The organism is Acinetobacter sp. NIPH 2100 (assembly GCF_000369805.1).
In the GTDB taxonomy this organism is placed as follows: Bacteria; Pseudomonadota; Gammaproteobacteria; order Pseudomonadales; family Moraxellaceae; genus Acinetobacter.
Genome location: NZ_KB850224.1, coordinates 296879 through 322118, shown reverse-complemented (window position 1 = coordinate 322118; position 25240 = coordinate 296879). Strand labels below are relative to the sequence as shown.

The following is a 25240-nucleotide window of genomic DNA, read 5'->3' as shown; positions in this document are numbered from 1 at the left end:
GAACCAATTTAGAAATTCGATTCTTCTTTTAATGGGTTTAACTCTTGCGTTGATGCATCGATCTTTAAAATCAAACTAATCATCGCTGCACACATCATCAAGGATGTACCACCATAACTAATAAACGGTAAAGTCAAACCTTTGGTTGGCATCAAGCCCATATTCATGCCTGCATTCACCAGAATCTGCATCAGAAAAATAATGCTAATTCCATAGGCTAAATAACCTGCGCGCAAATAGTTATGTTGCAAGGCACGATGACCGATACGAATGCAACAGGCCAACATGGTAAATGACAGTATCATGACGATAGACACGCCAAAGAAGCCGAATTCCTCACCTAATACAGCCAACATGAAGTCCGTATGCGCTTCAGGTAAATAAGAAAGCTTCTGCACACTGTGCCCCAAGCCTGTGCCAAACCACTCGCCTCGACCAAAGGCCATCAAGGCATTTGAGAGCTGGTAACCGACACCCAATGGATCTGCCCAAGGGTTGGTAAAGGAAATCAAACGTTGGAAGCGGAATGGCTCGAAGATAATCAACGCACTCACACCGGCAAAGATCGCACCCAGCATGATCAAAAACTGGGTTGCTGGCGCTCCCGCTAGAAAGAACACGCCAACCATCATTAATACAATCACGACGGTTGCACCCAAGTCTGGCTCAGCGACAATAAAGCCAACCGTTAAGGCCATGACACCACTTAAGCGTAGCAAACCTTTCCAATGCGTTCGCACTTCTTTGGCACGGCGCACCACATAATCCGCAGTAAAAATTGCCATCACAATTTTGGCAATCTCGGTTGGCTGCAAGGTGAAACCACCCACCTTAATCCAGCGATGCGCACCATTGACCTCGGAACCAACCACCAATACCGCCAAGAGCAGGACAATGGTAATCAGCCATAAAGGAAAGGCATTTTTAAACCAAAGATTCAATGAAACCCGATAGGTTAAAAATGCCACCACCGCAGCAACCACAATTGAAATACCATGGCGAATCAAAAAGTAAAAAGGACTCTCATGGATATATTCCGCATACGGCATAGACGCCGATGCAACCATGATTGAACCGAAACATAGCAACGAAATCACAGAAAAAATCAGGATATTTCGTGCCGTCATTTCTGCGGGTAGCTTAGGTAAACGATTCAGCAATTGCGAAATCTTCTGTACCGTATTTTGGGCTAAATCAGCCATAGTTCTATTCCCAGTTCTTATTTTTCATTCAAGGCATTTACACATGCCACGAATTGATGCCCGCGATCATTGTAGCTTTTAAACATATCAAAGCTCGCACAGGCTGGTGAAAGTAAAACCACATCTTCTGCTTGAGTGGCTTTTTGAGCCAGTGCTACCGCTTCTTTTAAACTGTTTGCATGCTGAATCACAGTTGTACCTTGAATTGCCTGTTCAATCACCGCAGCATCTTCACCAATGAGAATCACTGATTTCACATATTTTTGAATCGCATCACGGAGAGGTTTGAAATCCTGTCCTTTGCCCTGACCACCAAGAATCAAAGCCAACTTGCCTTTTTTCACTTCAATTGCGGCACCAAGACCATCAATTGCAGCCAGCGTCGCACCAACATTGGTTCCTTTGGAATCATTGTAATAGCGCACACCATCAATGGTTTCGACATATTCACAACGATGTTCCAAGCCTTTAAAATGCTTAAGCGTTTCAAACATTGAAGCTGTCGGTAAACCAACTGCTTCACCCAACGCCAAACACGCCAATGCATTGGCCACATTGTGCATCCCTTGAATATACATCTCAGAGGTTTTAAGCAAACGCTCTCTTCCTCGAGCTAACCACATACTGCCATCCGCATCACGCAGCACACCATATTGATTTAAATCAGGTGCATTCAAACCAAAACTTTGCATTGGGGTAACATCTGGAACCAATGGACGGCTTAAATTATCGTCACGGTTATAAACGACTTTTTTCACACCCTGAAAAATACGATGCTTGGCTTTGTGGTAACCCAACATATCACCATGACGATCTAAATGATCTTCACTCATATTCAACACCACAGCAACTTCTGCATTCAAGTGTGAGGTGGTTTCAAGCTGGAAACTCGATAACTCTAAAATAATTAAATCAGGTTTATCTTTTAATAAATCTAATGCTGGACGACCCAAGTTGCCACCGACAGCCACATTTTTGCCCGCCTCTTGTGCCATCAAGCCAATTAACGTGGTGACTGTACTTTTTGCATTTGATCCTGTAATCGCAATGATTGGCACTTCTGTAGCACGGCGTAATAATTGAATATCACCGACCACTGGGATGCCTTTTTCAACTGCTTGTTGAATTTCTGAAAGTTGGGGTGCAAGTCCTGGACTGAGAATAATTTCTTCTGCTTGCAATAAAAGCTCAGTGTCCAATTGACCAAAACTGGTCCGCACACCTGCTGGAATCTGATCATGCCCTGGTGGGGTGGCTCGCGAATCCGTTACTGCAACTTGGTAGCCCTGTTCATGTAGAAAGTTGACTGCTGACACACCAGAAATACCCAAGCCAGCCACAACTTTTAATCCACCACGTTGTATTAACATTTTCGCCCCATTTTTTGCAGATTACAGAATGGCAAAAATGTTAGCACTTTACTGTTTTAAATGCTTTTTCAGTTTTGGTTTTATTCAATCTTTTTTGTGTCAGTGCGTAAAAGCTTAAGCAGGGATAAAAAAGCTCATCCCTAATAAAGCCAAGATCACAGCACCTAACCAATCTACAGATTTAAATGCATATTGCTTGATTTTAAGTTCAATCAATTCGGGTCTCAACCACAGATAAATCAAGATTAAACATGAGATAAGCCAAGAGAGGGTTTCTTTATAAATATTCAGCCCCTTAGACAAAGCAGAAAGATAAAGCAGTGTCATCACCAGCATGAAACCCAGTAAAATCAATTTATGCTTAGGACTTAATGATGGTTTTTTGCTCATTTTAGTCTGACTCATTTTTTCTTATTCCAAAAAATGCCCATCTTAAGATGGGCATTTTGAATTGTCTTAACGCCATTTTACCGTTTGAACGGGCTCTGCTTTTTTGTTCTCCGTTTCATCGGTCGAGCAACCACAGCCGCCTCCACAACCCACAGCCATTTTAGGTTTTAACCATGTCGCCAAACGCTGCCAGCCTAAACGCTGACAAGAATTCGACAAACTCAGAAATGCTGAATTTGCTGTTTGAGGGAACACCTTTTTGAATACGACAACAGCACTCCACAGTACCAATACAGCAACAATCAAGTACTCAAACATAACCGTCTCTCCAATGATTGCCTCCCTTTTCAAAGGGAGGCTAGGTGGAATTTCTTAACCCCAAATGCTTGATGCAATTTGATAAGTCAAGAAAGACATTAAATACGCCAAACCGAATAAATACGCAGTCATTACAGCAACATGCTTCCATGAACCTGTCTCACGGCGTACCGTTGCTAACGTTGCCAAACAATGCGGCGCATAGATAAACCATACCAATAATGATAAACCTGTTGCCAATGACCAACCTGTGCCATCTGCACTAATTAAATGAGAGAGCCCTTGCGAGATTGCATCATCATCAGCACCAGATAGCGCATAGACCGTACCCAAAGCTGCAACTACAACTTCACGTGCTGCCATCGCAGGAATAAGTGCAACCACAATTTGCCAGTTAAAGCCTACTGGTGCAAAAATCGGTTGCAACAAATGCCCCAACATCCCAGCAAAACTGTAATCGATATCAGGTAAGGTTGCCCCTTCTGGTGCTTGCGGGAACGTACATAAGAACCAAAGTAAAATCGACAGGGCAAAGATAATACCACCGACACGTTTTAAGAAGATTTTACCGCGATCCAATAAGCCAATCCCAACACTTTTTAGATCAGGAATACGGTAACTTGGTAACTCAAGCAAAAGCGCATGTTGTGATTTATCTTTTTGCAAAAATTTCATCACGATCGCAACAAAAAGTGCACTCACAATACCTGACATGTATAAGCCAAATAATACCAGACCCTGCAGATTGAAAATGCCCCATACCGTTTGACTTGGAATAAAGGCAGCAATCAATAATGCATAAACAGGTAAACGTGCAGAACAGGTCATCAATGGCGCAACCATAATCGTGGTAAAACGATCACGTGGATCACTGATACTACGTGTTGCCATAATCCCAGGAACTGCACAGGCAAAGCTTGAAAGTAATGGAATAAAAGCACGGCCACTTAAACCTGCTTTAAACATCAATTTATCAAGCAAGAAGGCAGCACGCGGTAAATAACCTGATTCTTCTAAAACCAAAATAAAGAAGAATAAAATCAAAATTTGTGGCAAGAACACAACCACACTACCCGCACCCGCGATAATCCCATCGACAACCAAACTATGCAGTAACGGTTGCGAGATATACTCTCCGAGCTTCTCACCAAACCAAGCAAAGAAGGTTTCAATCCCATCCATAAATGGTGCAGCCCAAGCAAATACCGCTTGGAATACGATAAACATCATTATCGCAAGGCTAAGTAAACCGAGCACTGGATGTAAGAAAATCTTATCGAGGAAATCGGTACGCTTATCTTCCTGATCGACAAAGTTGACCACATCTTTAAAAATCACTTCGATTTTTTGATGATGGTTGCCCTTCAAACCGCTCAGCTCAGTTTGCGGAACTGTATATTTTTCTTGATCTAATGCATGCAACAGGTTCTCAATACCTGAATTACGTACCGCCACAGTTTCAACAACAGGCACGCCGAGACGCTCTGATAATTTTTGTGTATTGATCTGAATGCCACGACGACGCGCTTCATCCATCATGTTCAAAACAACAAGGATCGGACGGCCAAGCTCAATAATTTCCAACACCAAACCAAGATGTAGTTTTAAGTTGGTTGCATCGACCACGCATAAGAAGGCATCTTGTTGGCCTTCTTCCGCAATTTTACCTTGGCAGACGTCACGAGTAATTTCTTCGTCTGGGCTGGTCGCCTGTAGACTATAAGTGCCTGGTAAATCCAAGACACGCACAGACTTTCCAGATGGTAGCTGAAAATGGCCGACCTTACGCTCAACAGTTACACCCGCATAGTTGGCAACTTTTTGGCGTGTACCCGTTAAATGGTTAAATAAAGATGTCTTACCGCAGTTTGGATTTCCCACAAGGGCAACACGTAGCGCATCACTCATGCAGGTGCTCCTTCAAGTTGAATTTCAATTTTATCCGCTTCAGCTTTTCGTAACGCAAAACGCGTAAAACCGAGCTGGATTAGAATCGGATCACCACCAAAAATACCTTTGGTAATCACTTGCACTTGTGTACCAGGCACAAAGCCTAAACTTTCTAAACGAACTGCAACTAAATCTGGCTGTTCTGTCTCATCGACCAAGCGATTCACTTTCGTGATCACCGCTATTTGCTTGACTTTTAATGCTGACAATCGCACCGCTCTAACCCTTTACTCTCTTTATTATAGTATACAAGCAAATGAGAATAATTACCAAAAGCAATCTCAGTGGCATTTAGCTTTGTGACAGATCGACAACAATTCAATTTTCTTTTACAGTGCAATGAAATCAAGGATAAATTAGGGTATATCGCACCTAAAAAGCACATGTACTTTTTTCATAGATTATCGTTTTAGGCCCATTATGCTCAATAAAAAGCCACGCATCCCCGCTGCGATTACCATTCCAGCCCAGCTCAGTTTTTTACAAGGTTTTCGAGATTATCTTGTCGCACAAACCGTCAGTCCACATACACGAAATGCTTATTTATCCGATCTGATTCAATGTAGTGAGTTACATCAAAGTTCAGTATTACCAGAATGGTCAAGTGATGACATTGCTGATGTCCTCATTGCCCTCACCAAAGCAGGGAAAAGCCCTCGCTCGATTGCCCGCTGCTTATCCGCGCTCAGACAGTTTTATAAATTTTTAAGAGAGCAAAAACTTCGGGATGACAATCCAGTTGCCACCCACCACTCTCCTAAAATTGGTCGTGCCTTACCCAAGGATTTATCTGAACAAGATGTCGAGTCTTTGATCAATGCACCAGACATTACCACCGCTTTAGGTCTACGCGACCGCGCCATGTTCGAGGTGCTGTATGCCTGTGGTCTGCGTGTTTCAGAATTACTCAACTTAAAACTTGAACTGATCAATTTAAAACAGGGATTTCTACGCGTTACAGGTAAAGGCAACAAAGAGCGTCTGGTGCCACTCGGGCAATTTGCCTGTGACTGGATTGAAAAATATTTAGTCGAATCACGCCCGCAATTGTATAAGAGCAGCACGGATTATCTGTTTCTTACTCAACATGGCGGCATCATGAGTCGCCAGAATTTTTGGTATGCAATTAAGCGTTATGCCTTACAAGCCAATATTCAAGCGGAGTTATCCCCCCATACCTTGCGGCATGCTTTCGCCACCCATTTACTCAATCACGGTGCAGATTTACGCGTCGTGCAAATGCTGCTTGGGCATAGCGACCTTTCTACCACTCAGATATATACCCATGTGGCTCAGCAGCGGATGCAGGAATTGCATGGCAAATACCATCCACGGGGTTAAAACCACCTTTTATCTAGGATTCAGCTAAAACTTGATTCTGTTCACAGAGCCTATGCAAGATTTAACGAAGTGATTCAATTTTTTTGTTATGCTAAGCCCCTTATACAAATGAATTCGTACAAAAAAGGTTCTCTATGTTGTTTACTCGGTCTCAGCTTGTAATTGCTTGTACATTAGCATCAACATTATTGGTAAGTGCTTGCTCAAAAGAAAATTCAGCACAAAAACAAGATGCACTCACAGCAAGTGCGCCTGCGACAGGTGAAGCATCGACATTGAACGAACGCAATACGCAACAGCGCTTGGTTTCAACTTTAGAAAAACATTTTAAAACGGCAAACATCAATGCCAAAATTCTTGTGATCAAGAAAACTGAGGTTCCAAACCTTTACTGGGTTAGCCTAGAAGGGATGGGTTCAGTCTATGCCACTGCGGATGGACAATACATCATTCAAGGGGATGTGGTTCGTTTAGGTGACAAACAGTTGCACAATGTCAGCGAGGCACTTCAAGCAACCGAAAATAAAAAACATCTGGCTTCACTCAAGACTGAAGACCTCATCGTTTATCCAGCGCAAGGTGGTAAAGCGAAGCATGTCATTTACGTGTTCACAGATTCAAGCTGCCCATATTGCCATAAACTGCACGAGCACCTTGCTGAAATTAATGCCAAAGGGATTGAAGTACGCTATATCGCTTGGCCACGTGGCGAACAGTTCATGCCAACCATGCAAGCAATCTGGTGTAGCCAAGATCGTAAAGCTGCTTTCGATCAGGCTGCTAAGGGCTTACCTGTATCTGCAGCTGAATGTAAGAATCCAGTACGTGACCAATATCAGTTGGGCTTAAATATGGGCGTGAATGGTACACCAGCGATTTATAACGTCGAAGGTGAGTATTTAGGTGGTTACATGACCCCTGAAGAAATCGCTCAACGCTTAAACAAATAAGCGAAAACATCTCCTCAAAATGACAAAGACTTGGGCGACAGATTAAAGATGATCTTAGCCCTAGTGTCTGCGCATTTTTTTAGCTATGATCAAGCTTCATTAAAATGATTGAATAAAATGGAGTGTGACGTGAAACCAGTTCGTCTGGCGATACTCGGTCTTGGTACTGTAGGTGGTGGAGCCCTTAAATTACTACAAGAAAATGCTGCGGAAATTAAACGCCGTACCGGTCGAGAAATTCAAATTACACACGTAGGCACACGCCGTCCACGTCCAGATTTACAACTCGAAGGCATTAAACAAAGCGATGACTTGATGGAGATCGTACGTCAACCAGATGTTGATATGGTGGTCGAAGTCATGGGTGGCATTCACCCTGCTTATGAAGTCATCATGGAAGCCATTAAGCATGGCAAACAGGTTGTGACTGCAAACAAAGCTTTACTGGCTGAACATGGCAATGAACTGTTTAAGGCAGCAGAAGACAATGCCGTTCAGATTGCTTATGAAGCAGCGGTTGCTGGCGGTATCCCAATCATTAAAGTGATCCGTGAAGGTCTTGCAGCCAACCATATCGAATGGCTTGCAGGCATCATTAATGGTACAGGCAACTTCATTCTGACTGAAATGCGTGAAAAAGGCCGTGCCTTTGAAGATGTTTTAAAAGAAGCGCAAGAACTCGGTTATGCCGAAGCTGACCCAACCTTTGATGTTGAAGGGATTGATGCGGCACATAAACTGACGATTTTGGCGTCATGTGCTTTTGGTATTCCATTGCAATTTAATAAGGTCTATACCGAAGGTATCAGCAAAATCACCGCTCAAGATGTGAAATATGCAGAAGAACTTGGTTTCCGTATCAAGCACTTAGGTATTGCACGCCGTGCTGACAAAGGCATTGAGCTACGTGTACATCCAACTCTGATTCCTGCGGAAGAATTGATTGCCAATGTAAATGGCGTTAAAAATGCCGTCTTGGTTCAAGCCAATGCCGTTGGCCCAACTTTATATTATGGTGCTGGCGCAGGCGCAGGCCCAACAGCTTCTGCTGTGGTTGCTGACGTGATTGATATCGTGCGTGATATTTCATATACAGAAGATGGCGCAGGAACTATTCCTCAGCTTGCTTTTGAAGCATTGACCAATGTGCCAATCTTAAGTCGTGAAGAAATGACTACAGGTTATTACATCCGCCTCAATGCTGAAGATCAGACTGGCGTATTGGCTGATGTCACCACGATTCTTAGTCGTGCTGGAATCAGTATTGATGCCATCATGCAGCAATCACGCTTAAAAGACTTGATTCCAATCGTGATTTTAACGGATCCAATCGTTGAATCTAAAATGGATGAAGCACTAGCACAAATTCAAGCATTACCTGCAATTCGTGGCGAAATCGTAAGAATTCGTTTAGAATCGCTCGATAGTTAATCAGGTTGAGGGAAAATGACTTCCCTCACCCCGCTCTACCTCATATTGGAACACCATCATGTCGAATGCCAATCGTTATACTGGTCTTGTAGATCGTTATCGTGACCGTTTACCTGTATCTGCAACTACACGTGCTATTTCTTTAGGTGAAGGTAATACTCCACTGATTAAGTTAGAGAACATTCCACGTATTATTGGCAAAAACGTAGAAATCTATGTGAAGTACGAAGGTCTGAACCCGACAGGTTCATTTAAAGACCGTGGTATGACAATGGCTGTGACCAAAGCAGTTGAAGAAGGTTCTAAAGCGATTATCTGTGCATCTACAGGGAATACTTCAGCGGCAGCGGCAGCGTATGCAGCACGTGCAGGCATCAAAGCGTTCGTATTAATCCCAGAAGGCAAAATTGCCATGGGTAAAATGGCGCAGGCAATGATGTACGGCGCGATCACTATGCAAATCCGCGGTAACTTCGATGACGGCATGCGTCTGGTTAAAGAAGTCGCAGATCAAGCACCTGTAACGATTGTAAACTCAATCAACCCTTACCGTTTGCAAGGCCAAAAAACCATTGCTTATGAAATCGTAGAAGCATTGGGTCGTGCACCTGATTATCACTGCTTACCTGTCGGTAATGCTGGTAACATCACCGCACACTGGATGGGTTATACCGAAGCGGTTGCCAATCAACCTGCGGATCAGTTTGAGCAAGTGATTTATGATGCTGCAACTGATCAATTCACAGGTCCTAAACCAGAAGGCTTACCAACAATGGTCGGTTATCAAGCATCTGGTGCTGCGCCATTCTTACGTGGTGCACCTGTTGAAAATCCAGAAACTGTTGCAACAGCAATTCGTATTGGTAATCCACAAAGCTGGAACCATGCTAAAGCCGTGGTACGTGACTCTAAAGGTTGGTTTGATGAACTTCAAGACAGCGAAATCTTAGAAGCACAACGCTTACTTTCAATGTACGAAGGCGTATTCGTAGAACCAGCTTCAGCAGCATCTATTGGTGGTGCAATCCGTGATCTTAAAGCGGGTAAAATTGCTGAAGGTTCTGTGATTGTATGTACCGTGACAGGCAATGGCTTAAAAGATCCTGATACTGCAATCAAGCAATGTGCTGATGCCGTGATGTTGTCGATTGACGCGACCATGGATCAAGTGAAAGATTCTATTCTTTCAAATATGTAAGCATACATACTGAAATAAAAAAAACCAGTTGCCTGCAACTGGTTTTTTTTATTCCTAATCATAGAAAGAGAAAGTTATTCGTAATCATCATAGCTATATTGTGCAGTTAATTCTTTTTCAATCCTCTGAATTTCTTCAAGCTCAATTTCTTTGATTTCAAATAATGGCTGTTTGAGTAAAGGATTAACCGCATATAAAGCTTCTTCTTCCCAACCCTGCATAACCGTTAAAATTTGGCTTTTCTGATCGTATTTCAAACCCGATTGCGCTGTGATCATTGCCTGTAAGAGCACAGGCTGATCAGACAACTCATCAAGTGAGCCTTTAAGCTGAATATCGCCATAGTCATAATCTGCAAAAATAGTTCCGACATTCGCTTTTAATTGTTCAGGTTGATCTGCATAAGCTAAACTGGCAAAAAACTCATCATGCTCTTCCACCCATTTCTGTTTTTTGACTGACCAAAGCGCATAAAACCGAGCCTCATGTTGAAACTGTACCAGTTGAAATTTTTGCATTCCTGCCAATTGAATAAATTCAAAAGTATCTTCATCGCTTAAGCTTTCAGGTAACACGTCATCCGAAATATCCCCATCTTCACAGACATGCTCACCACAACGTGAAAATACAAAATCATCCAATTGTTTTAACAATGCTTCATCTGCATCAAAAAGGGATTCCACTTCATACAGAGCAAAATCTCGCGCCCCATCAATTTCTAGCTTTTTATATGCGGCCTCGGCTTGGGCTTTATCCCCAAAAACATTGGCAATACGATTGCCTGCGACGTAAAAGACTTCATCGTTATAACCAAAGTATTTGGCGCGGATCACGTAAGTCGTCATGTTGTTCCCCTGATTCATTTATCATTGAGTTGTTTGTTTTATTTGATGTAATGCTTGAGCGCTTGCAGGAATTGCCATGCCATTATCCATCCATAATTCAAAATGCATGGCATTAAAAAAATCAGCGGGGCTATACACGATATTGTCCAGTTTCGGCAGTTGCCCAATCCTCGGCAAAATATCGTAGATAAACCAACTGTTATGGGTGAACAAGAGCGAATGCAATTTTCCCGTCAGTGCCAAAGGCGATAACATTAATTGTGAGAGTGTTTTATCCTGTACATAATCATGATGTAATTGTTCTAAATGCTGTTCAAAGTGTTTAGGCAATTGTCTTGCATTTATCGCATTTACAAAATCATTGAGTGTCGGAATAAAACGCTGTTGGTAATCCACCAATAAATGATCACGCTCACACAAATCTTTAATATCAATCGATTTGCCTGCGCTATTTTGAAGGCTATGTCCAAACACAGGAACCACAACCGAATTTATGCCCCACAAGGTATGTAAAATTCGGTGTCGCGCATCACTGCATAGACTTTTGGTACTGTCTATGAATGCATGTAATTCATAGTAGTCTTCGGGTTCCCCACCCCAGCGTTTTGCAGAAATCCGTGCGTGTTGCATCGCATTCATAATGGTCTGTCATCATTTTTTATTGTAGGCACACATTAGCCGATTTCGGCTTAAAAAATGAACATAATTTATTGAAATAAGACAAGTTGTGTCGCATTGTACAGGCATAAAAAAACTCCCCATAAAGAGGAGTTTTTTCGATTAAAAAGCACTAAACACGTTTTGGCAAAGTACTTAACCAGCTTAATAGATTAGTTGCATCGCTGTTACGTGCTTGCGAACTTGGCGCACCCAATAACACCACAACTGCTGGACGTGAATTCACCGTCGTATGCATGACGACACAACGACCTGCTTCATTGATATAACCTGTTTTTGACAAGTTAATGTTCCAGCCACCATTACGCACTAATGCATTGGTATTATTTGATTTCAACACACGGTAACCTAAATTGAAATCATAGGTTGGTGTCGTAGAAAATTGACGAATCAAGCCATATTGCGAAGCAGTACTGACCAGAATGCCCAAATCACGCGCTGAAGAGACATTGTGTGGGTCTAAGCCCGTTGATTCAGCGTAACGTGTTGCAGTCATGCCCAATTGCCTCGCTTTTGCATTCATCGCAGCAATAAAGGCTGAACGACCACCTGGGTAGGTACGCGCCAAGGCAGCAGCAGCTGGATTCTCAGACTTCATCAAAGCAAATAGAAGTGCTTCTGCACGATTCATGGTATCACCAGCGCGTAAGGTTGAACTTGAGTTCTTACCTCCAGCACCCGCAAAATCAATCGACTGCAAAGTGATTTCTTCTGACATGTTTAAGCGCGCGTCCGCTGTGACCACAGCTGTCATCAATTTGGTAATAGATGCAATCGGCACGGACATATTACTGTTTTTACTGTACAGCACTTCACCGGTCTGTGCGTCCATCACCAACGCAGCACGTGCATTGACAGAAGGCTGGCTACTGTAACCAAAAGTATCTCGAATCTGCGACGTAGATTGCTGTGCAGTAGAAGAGCTAATCGTTGCCGAACCACCATTACGCAATGTTGTGGTAACAGAGGTTGAACCTTGTGGACCAATTTCCAATGGTTCATCATCTTCCATCAACTGGCTTGCATCACTTGCAGACCAATTCATTGAAGCTGAACCATTCACACGCGAAGAAGCTGGATTGTTATTCACAACCAGTTCTGCAAAACTTGTTGAGCTTAAAGCCCACAAGATAGACATGCTTAAAACATGCATGATAGATTTTTTAGAATTTTTCACGACACAATACTCAACTCTGGACGCTGCACATTTGCGCTTAATACCATTATGCCTTACATTTGAACAAATCGGGTAAAGCTTTTATAGACACAATTGTGTACAACTATTCGCTAAAAACGAAGAATAGGATTGCTAATTTTGTCGTTTCATTGCAAGCTAATTTTGCTTTATGTAACAAAAAACCAGTTTTTTGAAAAAAGGAGGTCTTCTTGATCACTGTTCTCGTTGTTGATGATCATGAACTCGTACGCACAGGAATTTGTCGTATGTTGGAAGACCACCCTGATGTTGAAGTCATCGGACAAGCAGAGTCAGGAGAGGAAGCGATTGCTTTGGTGCGTCAAAAGCACCCTCAAGTAGTGCTCTTAGATGTGAATATGCCAGGCATTGGTGGCGTAGAAACCACACGCCGTTTGTTACAGACTGCGCCTGAAACCAAAGTCATTGCCGTGAGCGGTCTTGCCGAAGAGCCCTATCCATCGCTATTACTTAAAGCTGGTGCAAAAGGTTATATCACCAAAGGTGCTCCGATTACCGAAATGGTTCGAGCCATCAATAAAGTGATGCAAGGTGGAAAATACTTTAGTGCAGATATTGCTGAACAACTGGCTAGCTCATATCTCTCTGATACACAACAATCTCCTTTTGATGCGCTCTCAGAACGTGAAATGCAAGTTGCCATGATGGTGGTGAACTGTATCAGTGCCCAAGAGATTGCTGACAAATTGTTTGTAAGCGTTAAAACCGTTAACACGTATCGCTATCGTATTTTTGAAAAACTGGCCATTGATAGTGATGTCAAACTCACCCATCTTGCAATTCGCTATGGGCTCATTAAACCTTAAAACAACAGTAAGCGCCTATGTTAGGGAAAATTGCGTCATCAGTTTCACAGACGGTCTATCGGCTCGGCGTTTGGTATAGTGGCTATCGGCTCATTATTTCGATTAGCCTGCTTTTAATTTATTTATTGACAGCCGAACAGCTGTCTAGCAATTACATTTACCCTTTTTTATATTTCTATACGCTGATTTGTTATATCACGATCAATATTTTTCAGCTTTTTTTACTGCAACTGCTTCCAATCCAAACCTCAAAGCAACTGATTTTTATCTTTCTGATTGATGTCATTTGTTTAAGCTTAATCACCTTCTCAGCAGGTGGCCCAAATCTACAGCTGAGCTTGCTTTACGTCATTATTATTTTTTCTTCTGCGATTTTACTCAATGCTCAGCTTTCGCTGGTCATTACTCTATTTGCCGTCATTATGGTGGTTTACCAGCGTTTTTTAGGTGACTTTTTTGCCGTCAATAATTTAAATCATCTCGGTAACAGCATTTTTCTGGCGTTTTTATTTTTTGTGGTCCATGCCATTGGTCGTATTGCAGTACAGCGTTTTAAAATTTTAGAAACCTTAACTTTTCATCAATCCATTGAAATTCATCAATTACAAAATATTAACCGTTATATTTTAGAACAGATTGAAGATGGTTATTTGGTACTTGATGAAAGCAATCATATCGTATTAACCAATCCGGCAGCCAATACCTTATTAGGCATACATTTACCGATTTCTTTAGAAAAAACACCGCTGATAAAGTTACAACCAGACTTGTTTGAACTGATTCAATTTAGTGATCTTGAAGATGGTGAAGAATTTAGTTTTGAATCACAGCAAAGCGCGTACACCATCAACGTTCGGGTGAAACATCTGATTGTTCCTGAACAAGCCTTAGTGTTACTAATCTTAAAAGACGCGCAGAAACTGACTCAGCAAGTGCAGCAACTGAAACTTGCTGCACTGGGTCAGCTTTCTGCCAGTATTGCCCATGAAATTCGCAATCCTTTGGCTGCGATTGTGCAAGCCAATGAGCTATTCAAAGACAGTGATCAGCACCAACAAGAAATGCTGTCCCGCATGATCAGCAAACAAGCCAAGCGGATTGATAGCATCGTGCAAGACACCTTAGCCATGGCACGGAATAAACCGACTGAGCCACAAGAAATTGATCTGAGCTCCTTCTTTGAGAGTTTACTTAATGAAGATCTGACCGATGCTAAACAACAAATCCAAATTAAGCTAACAGAACAGGTCAGCATCTTATTTGACGAAAAACAATTACGCCAAGTGCTGATTAATTTAATTAGAAATGCACTCCGACATAATGCAACAGACGCACCTTATATTGAAGTCGAAGTGCACGAAAAAGAGGGGCGAACTTGCATTGATGTCATCGATTTTGGGACGGGTGTCTCAAAACGAGATATTTCTCAACTGTTCAAACCATTTTTTAGTACCGAAATTAAAGGAACTGGTTTAGGATTGTATTTGTCTCACACATTTTGTGAGGCCAATCATGCAAAGCTCACCTATATAGAGCGACAACAAGGGGCATGCTTCAGGATTGAATGCTCTAAAATTCATTGATTAGATTAGGTTTCTCGGGGAATGGCAACAAAACAACCACTCGTCTTGCTCGTAGACGATGAAGAAGATTTATGTCTTTTAATGCAAATGACGCTCGCGCGCATGGGTATCAAGACACATCTCGCCTATCGGGTCGAACAGGCAAAAAAATTCTTTACTGAGTTCCAGTATGACGCTTGTTTAACAGATTTAAATCTTCCAGATGGTAATGGTTTGGATTTGGTCAAACATGTGACTCAGAACTATCCCAATACGCCTATTGCAGTATTAACCGCCTATGGCAATATGGATATTGCCATTGCAGCATTAAAAGCGGGCGCATTTGATTTTGTCAGTAAACCTGTCAATCAAATGCATTTGGATCAGCTGATCCAAAAAGCCTTGAATCGTCCACAGCCCGAACAAGAGGCCGCTGAAACAGCTTTAGAAAATAAACTGTTAATTGGACGTTCAGCACCGATTCAACAATTACGGATCGCTTTGAAGAAAATCGCTCGTTCTCAAGCCCCTGTGTTTATTACAGGTGAATCAGGAACGGGTAAAGAAGTCGTCGCGAATCTGGTACATCGTTTGAGTAACCGTAGCGAAGGCCCTTTTATTGCCATTAACTGTGGCGCAATTCCAACTGAATTGATGGAAAGCGAGTTATTTGGCCATAAAAAAGGCAGCTTCACTGGTGCAACACAGGACAAGCAGGGCTTAATTCTCTCTGCACATGGCGGTAGTCTATTTTTAGATGAAATTGCTGAACTGCCTTTAAATATGCAGGTCAAACTACTACGTGCAGTTCAAGAAAAGAAAATTCGCCCAGTCGGTTCTGACCAAGAAATTGATGTTGATTTCCGTGTCATCAGTGCCAGTCATCAAGATCTAGAATTATTGGTACAACAAGGCCGCTTCCGACAAGATCTGTTCTTCCGTATTCATGTCATGGATATTGTACTGCCACCCTTGCGTGAGCGCGGGCAAGACATCCTATTATTGGCGAATCACTTTATTCAAAGAATCAGTCAGGAATGGGAATTGTCGACAAAATCGCTCTCCTCACGTGCAGAGCAATTCCTGTTGCAACAATATTTCCCGGGTAATGTACGTGAATTACGCAACATCATTGAACGTGCAATTACGCTCAGTGATGATGACAATATTGACTTGGCCCATTTACAAACTGCGCCATTACGCAGTTCGTTCGTCAATCCAGCACCTTCATTTTCCAATACTACAACTGAAGAAGTTGAAGCACCACAGCACTCTGCAAGTCCAAGCATGAGTTCAAAGAAGCTTCCACCCGAAGGTTTAGAGCGTTATTTAGAGAATATTGAAAAAGAAATTCTGCTGAATGCTCTCAATCTGACCCATTGGAATCGAACCTTGGCAGCCAAGAAATTGGGAATGACCTTCCGTTCATTACGCTATCGTTTGAAAAAATTCGGTTTAGATACTGAAGATGATGAATAATCTTTAAAAAAAGCCCCTGTCATCAGGGGCTTTTTTTAATATCTGCTTTTCAAAACCAAATCTGTGACATGCTCCAGATAATTATCTTCTTTCATCTCGGCAGACAAAGCATAAGTTTGATTGGGCTGAATGCCCTGACCTTCAATCATATTGCCATTCGGGGTGTAATAGTGGGATACCGTCATTTGCAGTGCAGCACCGCTTGGTAAAGGAAATAGCTTTTGTACCACACCTTTACCATAGCTATTTTCACCCACCACCCAGGCGCGCTTATGTTCTTTTAATGCGGCTGTGAAAACTTCCGCAGCAGAAGCCGAACGACGATTAATGAGAATGCCTAATTTCAGATTTTGAAATTCATTGGAAGGTAGGGCTTGGAATTGCTGATCACCCTCAGAACGACTTTTCGTCGTCACAATCAGACCTTGATTTAAAAATAAATCGGCAGCCTCCACTGAAGCAGAGAGCAACCCACCCGGATTATTACGTAAATCGAAAACCACCGCTTTAAGTTTGCTTGAGCTATATTCCTCAATTAAACGTTTCACTTCATTGGCAGTATCTTGCTGAAAAACGCGGATTTTTAATACCAGCACTTGATTATGCAGTAGCACAGGCTCAATATCCGTTTCGACTTTTTTATTGCGCACCAAGATCACTGTACTGTTATTATTCTCTGGATGGATTTGTACAGTACTGCCAATCGAACCATACAGTAGACCTTGTATCTGGTCTTGATTTAAATTTTTGAGTTCTTGATTATCAACTTTGAGAATCACTTGACCATTACGCAAACCCAATTTGCTTGAATCTGAGCCAGACTTTAAATCCTGAATCTGCCAAGACTTCGAATGCGCATCATAATTTAAGTTGAAATCGACAGAGGCTAAATCACCTTCTGTATATTGAATCAATTGACGATATTCTTCTGCAGATAAATAACGAGAATAGCGATCTAAGCCGCTGACCAAGCCTTTGATCGACTGCTGAAATAATGCATCGTCAGACTTTTTATCGACATAGTTGTCTTTCACAATGCCATAAATTTGTACAAATTGTTGAATTGACTCAATCGGAACTTCTGTGCTGCTGATACTTTTATCTTCATCAGCCCATCCAGAAGAATGAGTAATTGGCGCTGCGGAGAGATGCAGCCCCCAACACATCAACACACTTGCACATAACGTTCGGTAAATGTTGTTGTGTTGGGTCATTGCTTCACCTTATTTTAAAGTAATCAGATTCTTGCCCTGCATTTCTGGAGGCACAGGAATATTCATCAAATGGAGTAATGTGGGCGCAACATCGGCCAATACACCACCTTCCGCAATCGTTGCTTGTGTCGGGCCAACATAAATAAATGGCACCAATTCAGTGGTATGTTGGGTATGAACTTGTCCGCTGTCGTAGTCTTGCATTTGCTCTACATTACCATGATCAGCAGTAATTAACATATGCCCTTTGTTTGCCATGACGGCCTCATAGACACGGCCCAGACATGTATCTACAGTTTCAACTGCTTTGACCGCGGCATCAAAGATACCTGTATGCCCGACCATATCTCCATTGGCATAGTTGACCACCAACAGATCAAACTCACCAGAATTGATTGCATTGACCAACTCGTCGGTCACTTCATAAGCACTCATTTCTGGCTTTAAGTCATACGTTGCAACATTTGGTGATGGAATTAAAATACGTTTCTCACCTTCATATTCATCTTCACGACCACCGCTAAAGAAGAAAGTCACATGCGCATATTTCTCAGTTTCGGCAATACGTAATTGCGTTTTACCTAAACTAGAGAGATATTCGCCCAATGAGTTTTTAAGCCCTTCTGGCATATAAGCCACAGGTGCATCAATACTGGCTTGGTAACGCGTCAGCATCACAAATTTCGACAAGTTCGGAACGACTTTACGTTCAAATCCAGCAAAATCTTTTTCAACAAAGGCACGGGTAATTTCACGCGCACGGTCAGCACGGAAGTTCATGAAAACCACACTATCGCCATCTTGGATTTTGGTAATTTCACCAATACGCGTGGCTTGAACAAACTCATCATTTTCTTCTGCTGCATAGGCTTGTTCTAAGCCTTCAACAGCTGAGCTTGCAACACGAACTGCCTCGCCTTCTGTCATTAAACGATAAGCGAGTTCAACACGATTCCAGCGATTATCACGATCCATGGCAAAGTAACGGCCAATCATGGAAACAATACGACCTTGATTTGGATACTGAGCAAACAAAGCATCGAGTTTTTCTAATGAAGGCTTTGCACTCCGTGGTGGTGTATCACGACCATCCAAGAATGCATGTAAATACACGGTTGCACCACGTTTTAATGCGAGCTCACACATCGCAACAATATGATCTTCATGCGAATGAACACCACCCTGTGACAGCAACCCCATCACATGCACAGCACCGTTTGCTGCTTTGGCTTTTTCGACTGCATCAACTAACACTTCATGCTCAAAAAAAGCACCTGTGCGAATGTCCTTGGTAATTCGGGTAAAGTCCTGATACAACACACGGCCTGCACCAAGATTCATATGTCCAACTTCTGAGTTGCCCATTTGACCGTCAGGCAAACCCACGTCTTCACCTGAACCAGAAATCAAACTATTCGGATGCTTTGCCACCATTGCAGTGAGGTTTGGTGTTTTTGCTGCTAAAAAAGCATTATCTTCAACTGCTTCACGATGTCCTACACCATCCATAATTACAAGAACGTGAGGAATTTTGCCAGCATTTGCATCCGTCATAATGGACTCTCTTTTTGTCTATCATTTGATCGGCATATTTTACCGAAATTTAAGCCAATTCTCCATGACCAGACTGATGGCTTTCATCAATCCCGATGATAGAGTCTTCATATCAAGTGTATTATCGTGCCCGATACAATAAATAACTACCAGCCATAAAGATCAGCACCACTGGTAATAGCACGAACCATGCGGGAGATGGTGCATAAACCAAACTCGCATAGCCCAAGAAATCTTGTAAATAGAAAAAGCCAAGCCCTGTAAATAGTGCGATCACTAACCGGAAACCCATCGACTGTTGACGCAGTGGACCAAAGATAAATGAGCACGCAATCAAGACCAAAGTAATCAACGAAAATGGGGACGTAACCTTCTGCCAAAATGCCAATTCATAAGTCTTCGGCACCTGACTATATTCATCCATATAACGCATAAAGCTGATCAGCTGACTTGGCGATAAATCTTCAGGATCTAAGGTCACCATATGCACATATTTCGGCTGTAGTGCCAAACCCAGTGCTTGTTGATCGTGATCGGTTTTAATGGCATTGCCCTGCGCCAACAAGTCGACTTGATGTGATTGCTCTAATGTCCACTGCCCATCTTTGATGAACTGACCTTTTTCAGCATTCACAAAAGACTGCAAGCGATAGTCCTTATCAAAATCAATCACTTGAATGTTGCGAAGTTGGCCTTGCGAGTTGGCATAATCAATATAAATAAAACGCTGCCCTTCACGAGACCAATAGCCTTTTACTTCCCCTAAAGCTGCGACACTACGTTGTTTTTTAATACTTTGTGCTTTTTCATTGGTATATGGAATGACCCATTCACTGAGTACAAAAGACAAAACAATCAATAACAGAGCTGCACGCATCACCCAACCAACGATTCGCCATAGGCTGATTCCGACGGAGCGCATCACAATCAGTTCACTATTTGAGGCCAATGCACCTAAACCCAAAACTGAACCAATCAATGCAGCAACGGGTAAGATTTCATATAAATAGCGAGGCGCGCCCCACATAACATAGAGAAAAGCTTGCCAAGCATTATAGTTCGGTTTCAGTTCGCCCAACTCACCCAAATAAGTGAATAAAACTTGTAGAAAAGATAACACCAGCGTGGTTCCGAGCATGGCAAGGACAGTGGTTTTTGTCACATGTTTGGCGACTATTCGACGTGCTAACATTATAACCCCACTCGCTGAATGCTTTTCTTAAGTTTTGGCGCTAGTTTTTGTTTACGTGCAAAGATTGCTGCGGCTGCGGCATACACAGCCAGTACCACTGGATAAGCCCAGATATCCAATTCGTCTTTACTAATTCGGGTTTTAATTGCAATCAACAACACGATTAAGCTGGCAAAGATAAAAATTGCAGGAATCAAACGATAATAACGTCCCTGACGCGGACTCACTTCGGACAACGCCACTGCCAACATCAATGCCACAATAATCACCAGTGGACCAAAGACACGCCAACCCAACTCACTTTTAAGTACCGAATCATCGCGCTTTTCCCAGAGCTTCGACATGGACAATGCCGCAACATCATCACTTTCAAACTTCACATCTTTATCATTTTCTAAACGTAAACGATAAGACTGAAATTCGGCTTGCGTATATCTCGGCTGATTTGGGTAAATTTCGTAGCGGCGACCTTGGACCAAATCCACCACATTCGCGGTGTCATTTTCCACTTCTACACGCGTTGCTTCTTTTGCCAAGATCATGACATCTGGCTTGTCTTCCTGCTTGGCCTTTTGGTAGAAGAAAATATCTTTTAAATTTTTACGATCTTCCGAAAGTGAGCCTGCATAAATGGTAAAAGGTCCTGAAGAAATAAACTCTTTTGGACGTACTAAGTCGAAGCCTGTACGCACGGCTTGGATACTGGTCAGTTTTTCAAATTCACGCAAACCCCACGGTCCGACCCAAAGCATCAAACAAGTTTGCACAACCAAATAAACCAATGTCATCGGCAACAGTAGACGTGCCAATTGGTTTCGACTCACGCCACTGCCATTTAAAACCGCCATTTCATGGTCAACATAGAGACGACCAAATACCAGCATCAAGGCGATAAAGAAACCTAAAGGCAGAATCAGCGTTAAAAACTCGGGCAAACGATAGCCGATGATGCTAAATAAAATACCTGCATCCAAACGACCTTGAGCTGCCACGCCAAAATATTTGATTAAACGACCACCCATCATAATCAGGGTTAATAAACCAATGACGACGAGTGATGTCGAAACCACTTGTTTGACGAGATAACGCCGAATAATCAAAGTAATACTTCCAAAAAGCCTAATCGAAGGTAACGCTAGTTTACCCGAATGTTAAAAATATAAAACCTATCGCTTGTTGCGGATTGCAACCTCATATCCGAAAGTGTTTAATGGACTTATCTTTCTTTTTCACTCATCAGGTTCCATACAAACAATGAAATTTACCCTTCATAACGCATTCCCCACCCAGGCGTCTAGCGAATCTTTGTGGATTTTGGTTGATTCAGAACAATTACAACAGAACTTAAATACATATCAAATCAATCACCTAGAAGAAGTGCTTAACGCAACACAATTCAAAGCAGGTTTTAACGAAAGCTTGGCCTTAATTGCCAATGTCTCTGTTCAAGCCAATGCCCAATTGTTAGGGCTTGGAAAAAGTGCTGAGTTAAAGGCCACAAAATTAGCAAAACTCGCACAAAGCATTATCAAATCATCACAAAATAAATTTACACAAATTACGGTCGATCTGTCTGCATTACCAACTGATTTGCATGCGTTGTTTGCCTTGAGCCTAACGCAGGCAGCATATGGTTATGATGAGTTTAAATCGAAAAAAAATGAATTTGTGTTAGAAACAATCCATCTTGTTGCCAAGCAGACCACTTTAGATGATGCGCAACTGAATCTGATTCATGCGGTGCAATCGGGCCAGAACTATGCACGTGATCTCGGCAATCGTCCGGGTAATATTTGCTTCCCTGAATATTTGGCTGATCAAGCACTTGCACTTGCAGCACAATACCCAGAACTTTTAAAAGTTACGGTGCTGGATGAACAGCAAATGGCTGACTTGGGCATGTATGCCTTCCTTGCAGTCAGCAAAGGCTCTGACCGCCCAGGTCGAATTATTACGCTTGAATACAATGCCAAAGTAGATCAAGCACCTGTTGTGCTGGTAGGCAAAGGCGTAACCTTTGATACAGGTGGTATTTCATTAAAACCAGGCCTAGGCATGGATGAAATGAAATTTGATATGTGTGGTGCAGCCTCTGTTCTTGGAACCATTCAGGCACTCTGTGAAGCGCAACTCCCGATTCATGTGGTCGGTGCGATTGCAGCAGCAGAAAATATGCCATCAGGTCATGCCACCCGTCCAGGCGATATCGTCACCACCATGAGCGGTCAAACTGTTGAGATTTTGAACACCGATGCAGAAGGTCGTTTGGTGTTATGTGACACATTAACGTATATCAAACGCTTTAACCCTGCACTGGTGATTGATATTGCGACGCTAACTGGTGCTTGTGTAGTTGCACTCGGCAAAGTGGTCAGTGGCTTATTTACGCCAGATGATGAACTTGCTCAAGATTTAAAGCAGGCCGGTGAGCAATCGCTTGATCGCGTATGGCGTATGCCTGTGATGGAAGAGTATCAAGAATTACTCGACTCTCCTTTTGCCGATATTGCCAATATTGGTGGTCCTTACGGTGGTGCGATTACTGCGGCATGTTTCCTCGAACGTTTCACGCGTGACTATCGTTGGGCACATCTTGATGTGGCAGGTACGGCGTGGTTATCTGGTGCCGCCAAAGGTGCAACGGGCCGTCCAGTACCGTTATTGATGCAATTTTTAGCAAATCGTGTTGAAACGAAAAACTAAAACATGCCACAAATCAGCTTTTATCTATTTGAAAATAGTACCGAACGGCAAGTTGAAAGTGCTTGCCGTTTATGTCGTAAGATTCTGAATCAACATCCACATATTTGGTGGTATTGTGCTGATTCAGAGCAACAAACTGAGTTAGACGAGAAACTTTGGAACTTTGATCCACTCAGTTTTATTCCACATGGCATCGATCAACCGAATAGCCCAGTGTGTATTTCAGCGGAATTAGCCCCGTCGAATGATTGGATTGTGTTTAATTTTAACAATCATGCACTTGAACAAACTCAAGATTTTCGCCACATTATCGAAATTATTGAAAATAATGAAACGGCAAAACAGATCGGGCGTGAGAAATTTAAAATGTATCGTCGTTTGGGCATAGAACCTCGAACATTTAAATTATAAATCGGCAATAATTAGCATCATTTGAGGAGTGTCTTGTGGCATTAAATGTAGGTCAGGACTTTAAAAAACGTTGGTTAAATGCACCTGAGACTGTTCGTCAGACGTATCAGGATGATTTATCACGTATTTGTGATCTACTATTACCACAAACACTAACTCAAACGTGGACGCAGCATGAAGAGAATGCCCAGCAACTTTCTCAGCAGCGGATTGACCAAGCTTATGCTGATTTAAAAGCTGAATTGATTGAACAAGCACGCATTCGTAAACAACTTGCTTTGGAAAAGGCATTGGAAGAGAAGCGTGCAGCCGAAGCAGCCTATGCAGCGCAACTGCAAGCCGATGAGGCCCGTCAATTTGAACAGCAAACCGAAAATCTGCTTGCCTTACGTGGCCATATTGATCAGGAAATTGCACAGCAAACTGAGCGCTATCAAAGTAATCCTGAACAGCCAAGTATCGATTATGCACAAGCTCAACGTGTTGTGATTAATGATCAACAGATTTTGTCTGAACTAGAAAGCGTCCGTGTCCGACTTGAATTAGAAGCAGAAAGCTTGATTGAGCAAGCTGTAACTGTATTCCGCGCCAAATTACATGCACTGGCGCAAGATGAAATTGATTACATTCTGAAAAATAGTGAATTCTCAGACGAGAAGTAATAAAAAAGCCCAGTTCAACTGGGCTTTTTTATACGGAATATTTTATTTTAAGAAACCATTTTCCGCTAAAAACGCCATGCTGAGATTTGATTCAGTTTTCTGTTCCGCAGCTTTATCACCCAATAACAAACGCTCGATATAACGCGCCAACACATCGACTTCTAAATTCACCTTGCTTCCCACTTGCCAAGTTCCAATATTGGTACGCTCAGCGGTATGTGGAATCAAATTCAAGCTTAAAATATTGCCACGTAAATGGTTAATGGTCAGACTAATACCATCCACAGTGACTGAGCCTTTTTCTGCCAAGTATTTTGCCAATTCAGGCGGTGCTGTTACTTCAAAATACAAAGAACGCGCGTCTTGGCGAACCACCGTAATTTCACCTAAGCCATCAACATGTCCACTGACAATATGACCACCAAAACGTGTGGTGGGTAGCATCGCTTTTTCTACGTTTACCGCTTGCCCCACTTTCCACTGACCCAATGTGGTCCGGTTTAAACTTTCACGAGACACGTCTGCAGCGTACCAGTTTCCACCCCATTCGATCACAGTTAGGCAGATTCCATTGGTCGCAATCGAGTCACCTAGATGCACATCAGACATATCCAAATCAGTCTGGATACGTAAACGAATATCGCCACCTACACTTTGTAGGCTTTCAACCTTACCTAAACTTTCAATAATGCCTGTAAACATGGGAGTTTCAACCTACCTTTATTGCAGTACGTGCTACAGTAAATAAGATACCTTAAAGCAAAGAAC

Annotated in this window: 24 protein-coding genes; 10 read left to right on the top strand and 14 right to left on the bottom strand. The window is 42.4% G+C overall.

Features of this window, described 5'->3' with window-relative positions; genetic code table 11:
* Positions 1 to 8 precede the first annotated feature (8 nt).
* The 6 genes from ftsW to F887_RS16395 form a co-directional block, all read right to left on the bottom strand.
* Entirely contained in the window at positions 9 to 1202 is a 1194-nt protein-coding gene (gene ftsW / locus F887_RS16370; RefSeq protein ID WP_005291305.1) for a putative lipid II flippase FtsW, read from the bottom strand.
* Between the two features lie 17 nt (positions 1203 to 1219).
* Positions 1220 to 2572: a UDP-N-acetylmuramoyl-L-alanine--D-glutamate ligase gene (gene murD / locus F887_RS16375; protein ID WP_005291303.1), complete on the bottom strand. Its 1353-nt coding sequence runs from the start codon at positions 2570 to 2572 to the stop codon at positions 1220 to 1222.
* Between the two features lie 114 nt (positions 2573 to 2686).
* The gene (locus F887_RS16380; RefSeq protein WP_005291301.1) at positions 2687 to 2977 is read right to left on the bottom strand and encodes a hypothetical protein; all 291 of its coding nucleotides are present in this window, start codon (positions 2975 to 2977) and stop codon (positions 2687 to 2689) included.
* A gap of 51 nt (positions 2978 to 3028) precedes the next feature.
* A complete protein-coding gene (locus F887_RS16385; protein ID WP_005291299.1) occupies positions 3029 to 3280 on the bottom strand; it encodes a DUF6587 family protein in 252 nt (83 codons plus the stop codon).
* A 54-nt stretch (positions 3281 to 3334) separates the two neighbouring features.
* Entirely contained in the window at positions 3335 to 5188 is a 1854-nt protein-coding gene (gene feoB / locus F887_RS16390) for a ferrous iron transporter B (RefSeq protein WP_005291297.1), read from the bottom strand.
* The gene (locus F887_RS16395; protein ID WP_005154750.1) at positions 5185 to 5445 is read right to left on the bottom strand and encodes a FeoA family protein; all 261 of its coding nucleotides are present in this window, start codon (positions 5443 to 5445) and stop codon (positions 5185 to 5187) included. Before F887_RS16395 ends, feoB begins: the two co-directional genes overlap by 4 nt.
* Before the next feature lie 205 nt (positions 5446 to 5650).
* On the opposite strand from F887_RS16395, the gene xerD reads away from it, so the two are divergent.
* The 4 genes from xerD (at position 5651) to thrC (ending at position 10150) form a co-directional block, all read left to right on the top strand.
* Complete coding sequence (xerD, locus tag F887_RS16400) at positions 5651 to 6571, top strand: site-specific tyrosine recombinase XerD (RefSeq protein ID WP_005291295.1); 921 nt, start codon at positions 5651 to 5653, stop codon at positions 6569 to 6571.
* A gap of 134 nt (positions 6572 to 6705) precedes the next feature.
* Positions 6706 to 7521 (top strand): DsbC family protein, encoded by an 816-nt coding sequence (locus F887_RS16405; RefSeq protein WP_005154739.1) that lies wholly within the window; start codon positions 6706 to 6708, stop codon positions 7519 to 7521.
* 129 nt (positions 7522 to 7650) lie between these two features.
* Positions 7651 to 8952 carry a homoserine dehydrogenase gene (locus F887_RS16410; RefSeq protein WP_004802159.1) on the top strand — a complete coding sequence of 434 codons (1302 nt, stop codon included), beginning with the start codon at positions 7651 to 7653 and terminating at the stop codon, positions 8950 to 8952.
* Between the two features lie 58 nt (positions 8953 to 9010).
* Entirely contained in the window at positions 9011 to 10150 is a 1140-nt protein-coding gene (gene thrC, locus F887_RS16415; RefSeq protein WP_005291292.1) for a threonine synthase, read from the top strand.
* 74 nt (positions 10151 to 10224) lie between these two features.
* Here thrC and F887_RS16420 read toward each other — a convergent pair whose 3' ends face one another.
* From F887_RS16420 to pbpG, 3 genes are all read right to left on the bottom strand, one after another.
* Positions 10225 to 10995, bottom strand: coding sequence for a hypothetical protein (locus F887_RS16420; RefSeq protein ID WP_005291290.1), 771 nt, complete (start codon positions 10993 to 10995; stop codon positions 10225 to 10227).
* A 21-nt stretch (positions 10996 to 11016) separates the two neighbouring features.
* Positions 11017 to 11634 carry a DUF6915 family protein gene (locus F887_RS16425; RefSeq protein WP_005291289.1) on the bottom strand — a complete coding sequence of 206 codons (618 nt, stop codon included), beginning with the start codon at positions 11632 to 11634 and terminating at the stop codon, positions 11017 to 11019.
* 151 nt (positions 11635 to 11785) lie between these two features.
* Complete coding sequence (pbpG, locus tag F887_RS16430) at positions 11786 to 12850, bottom strand: D-alanyl-D-alanine endopeptidase PBP7/8 (RefSeq protein ID WP_155757577.1); 1065 nt, start codon at positions 12848 to 12850, stop codon at positions 11786 to 11788.
* Between the two features lie 209 nt (positions 12851 to 13059).
* Between pbpG and F887_RS16435 the strand changes: the two genes are divergently transcribed.
* The 3 genes from F887_RS16435 to F887_RS16445 are packed head-to-tail and all read left to right on the top strand — an operon-like array spanning position 13060 to position 16736.
* Positions 13060 to 13695: a response regulator transcription factor GacA gene (locus F887_RS16435; RefSeq protein WP_005154729.1), complete on the top strand. Its 636-nt coding sequence runs from the start codon at positions 13060 to 13062 to the stop codon at positions 13693 to 13695.
* Positions 13696 to 13712: 17 nt separating this feature from the next.
* Positions 13713 to 15278 (top strand): sensor histidine kinase, encoded by a 1566-nt coding sequence (locus tag F887_RS16440; RefSeq protein WP_005291284.1) that lies wholly within the window; start codon positions 13713 to 13715, stop codon positions 15276 to 15278.
* A 21-nt stretch (positions 15279 to 15299) separates the two neighbouring features.
* The gene (locus tag F887_RS16445; protein WP_005291283.1) at positions 15300 to 16736 is read left to right on the top strand and encodes a sigma-54-dependent transcriptional regulator; all 1437 of its coding nucleotides are present in this window, start codon (positions 15300 to 15302) and stop codon (positions 16734 to 16736) included.
* Positions 16737 to 16771: 35 nt separating this feature from the next.
* On the opposite strand, the gene F887_RS16450 is transcribed toward F887_RS16445, so the two are convergent.
* The 4 genes from F887_RS16450 to lptF form a co-directional block, all read right to left on the bottom strand.
* Positions 16772 to 17950, bottom strand: coding sequence for a S41 family peptidase (locus F887_RS16450; RefSeq protein ID WP_005291281.1), 1179 nt, complete (start codon positions 17948 to 17950; stop codon positions 16772 to 16774).
* Positions 17951 to 17959: 9 nt separating this feature from the next.
* Positions 17960 to 19504, bottom strand: a complete 1545-nt coding sequence (gene gpmI, locus F887_RS16455; protein ID WP_005291278.1) for a 2,3-bisphosphoglycerate-independent phosphoglycerate mutase — start codon at positions 19502 to 19504, stop codon at positions 17960 to 17962.
* 121 nt (positions 19505 to 19625) lie between these two features.
* A complete protein-coding gene (lptG, locus tag F887_RS16460; protein WP_005291274.1) occupies positions 19626 to 20696 on the bottom strand; it encodes an LPS export ABC transporter permease LptG in 1071 nt (356 codons plus the stop codon).
* The gene (gene lptF, locus F887_RS16465) at positions 20696 to 21796 is read right to left on the bottom strand and encodes an LPS export ABC transporter permease LptF (RefSeq protein WP_005291271.1); all 1101 of its coding nucleotides are present in this window, start codon (positions 21794 to 21796) and stop codon (positions 20696 to 20698) included. Before lptF ends, lptG begins: the two co-directional genes overlap by 1 nt.
* 154 nt (positions 21797 to 21950) lie before the next feature.
* Between lptF and F887_RS16470 the strand changes: the two genes are divergently transcribed.
* Genes F887_RS16470 through F887_RS16480 form a run of 3 tightly spaced genes read left to right on the top strand, consistent with a single transcriptional unit; the run spans position 21951 to position 24472 of the window.
* Complete coding sequence (locus F887_RS16470) at positions 21951 to 23399, top strand: leucyl aminopeptidase (RefSeq protein ID WP_005291269.1); 1449 nt, start codon at positions 21951 to 21953, stop codon at positions 23397 to 23399.
* A 3-nt stretch (positions 23400 to 23402) separates the two neighbouring features.
* Entirely contained in the window at positions 23403 to 23810 is a 408-nt protein-coding gene (locus F887_RS16475) for a DNA polymerase III subunit chi (protein WP_005291266.1), read from the top strand.
* A gap of 35 nt (positions 23811 to 23845) precedes the next feature.
* The gene (locus F887_RS16480) at positions 23846 to 24472 is read left to right on the top strand and encodes a cell division protein BlhA (protein ID WP_005291263.1); all 627 of its coding nucleotides are present in this window, start codon (positions 23846 to 23848) and stop codon (positions 24470 to 24472) included.
* 42 nt (positions 24473 to 24514) lie between these two features.
* On the opposite strand, the gene F887_RS16485 is transcribed toward F887_RS16480, so the two are convergent.
* On the bottom strand, positions 24515 to 25174 hold the full coding sequence (locus F887_RS16485) for a riboflavin synthase (RefSeq protein ID WP_005154709.1): 660 nt from the start codon (positions 25172 to 25174) through the stop codon (positions 24515 to 24517).
* Between the last annotated feature and the right edge of the window lie 66 nt (positions 25175 to 25240).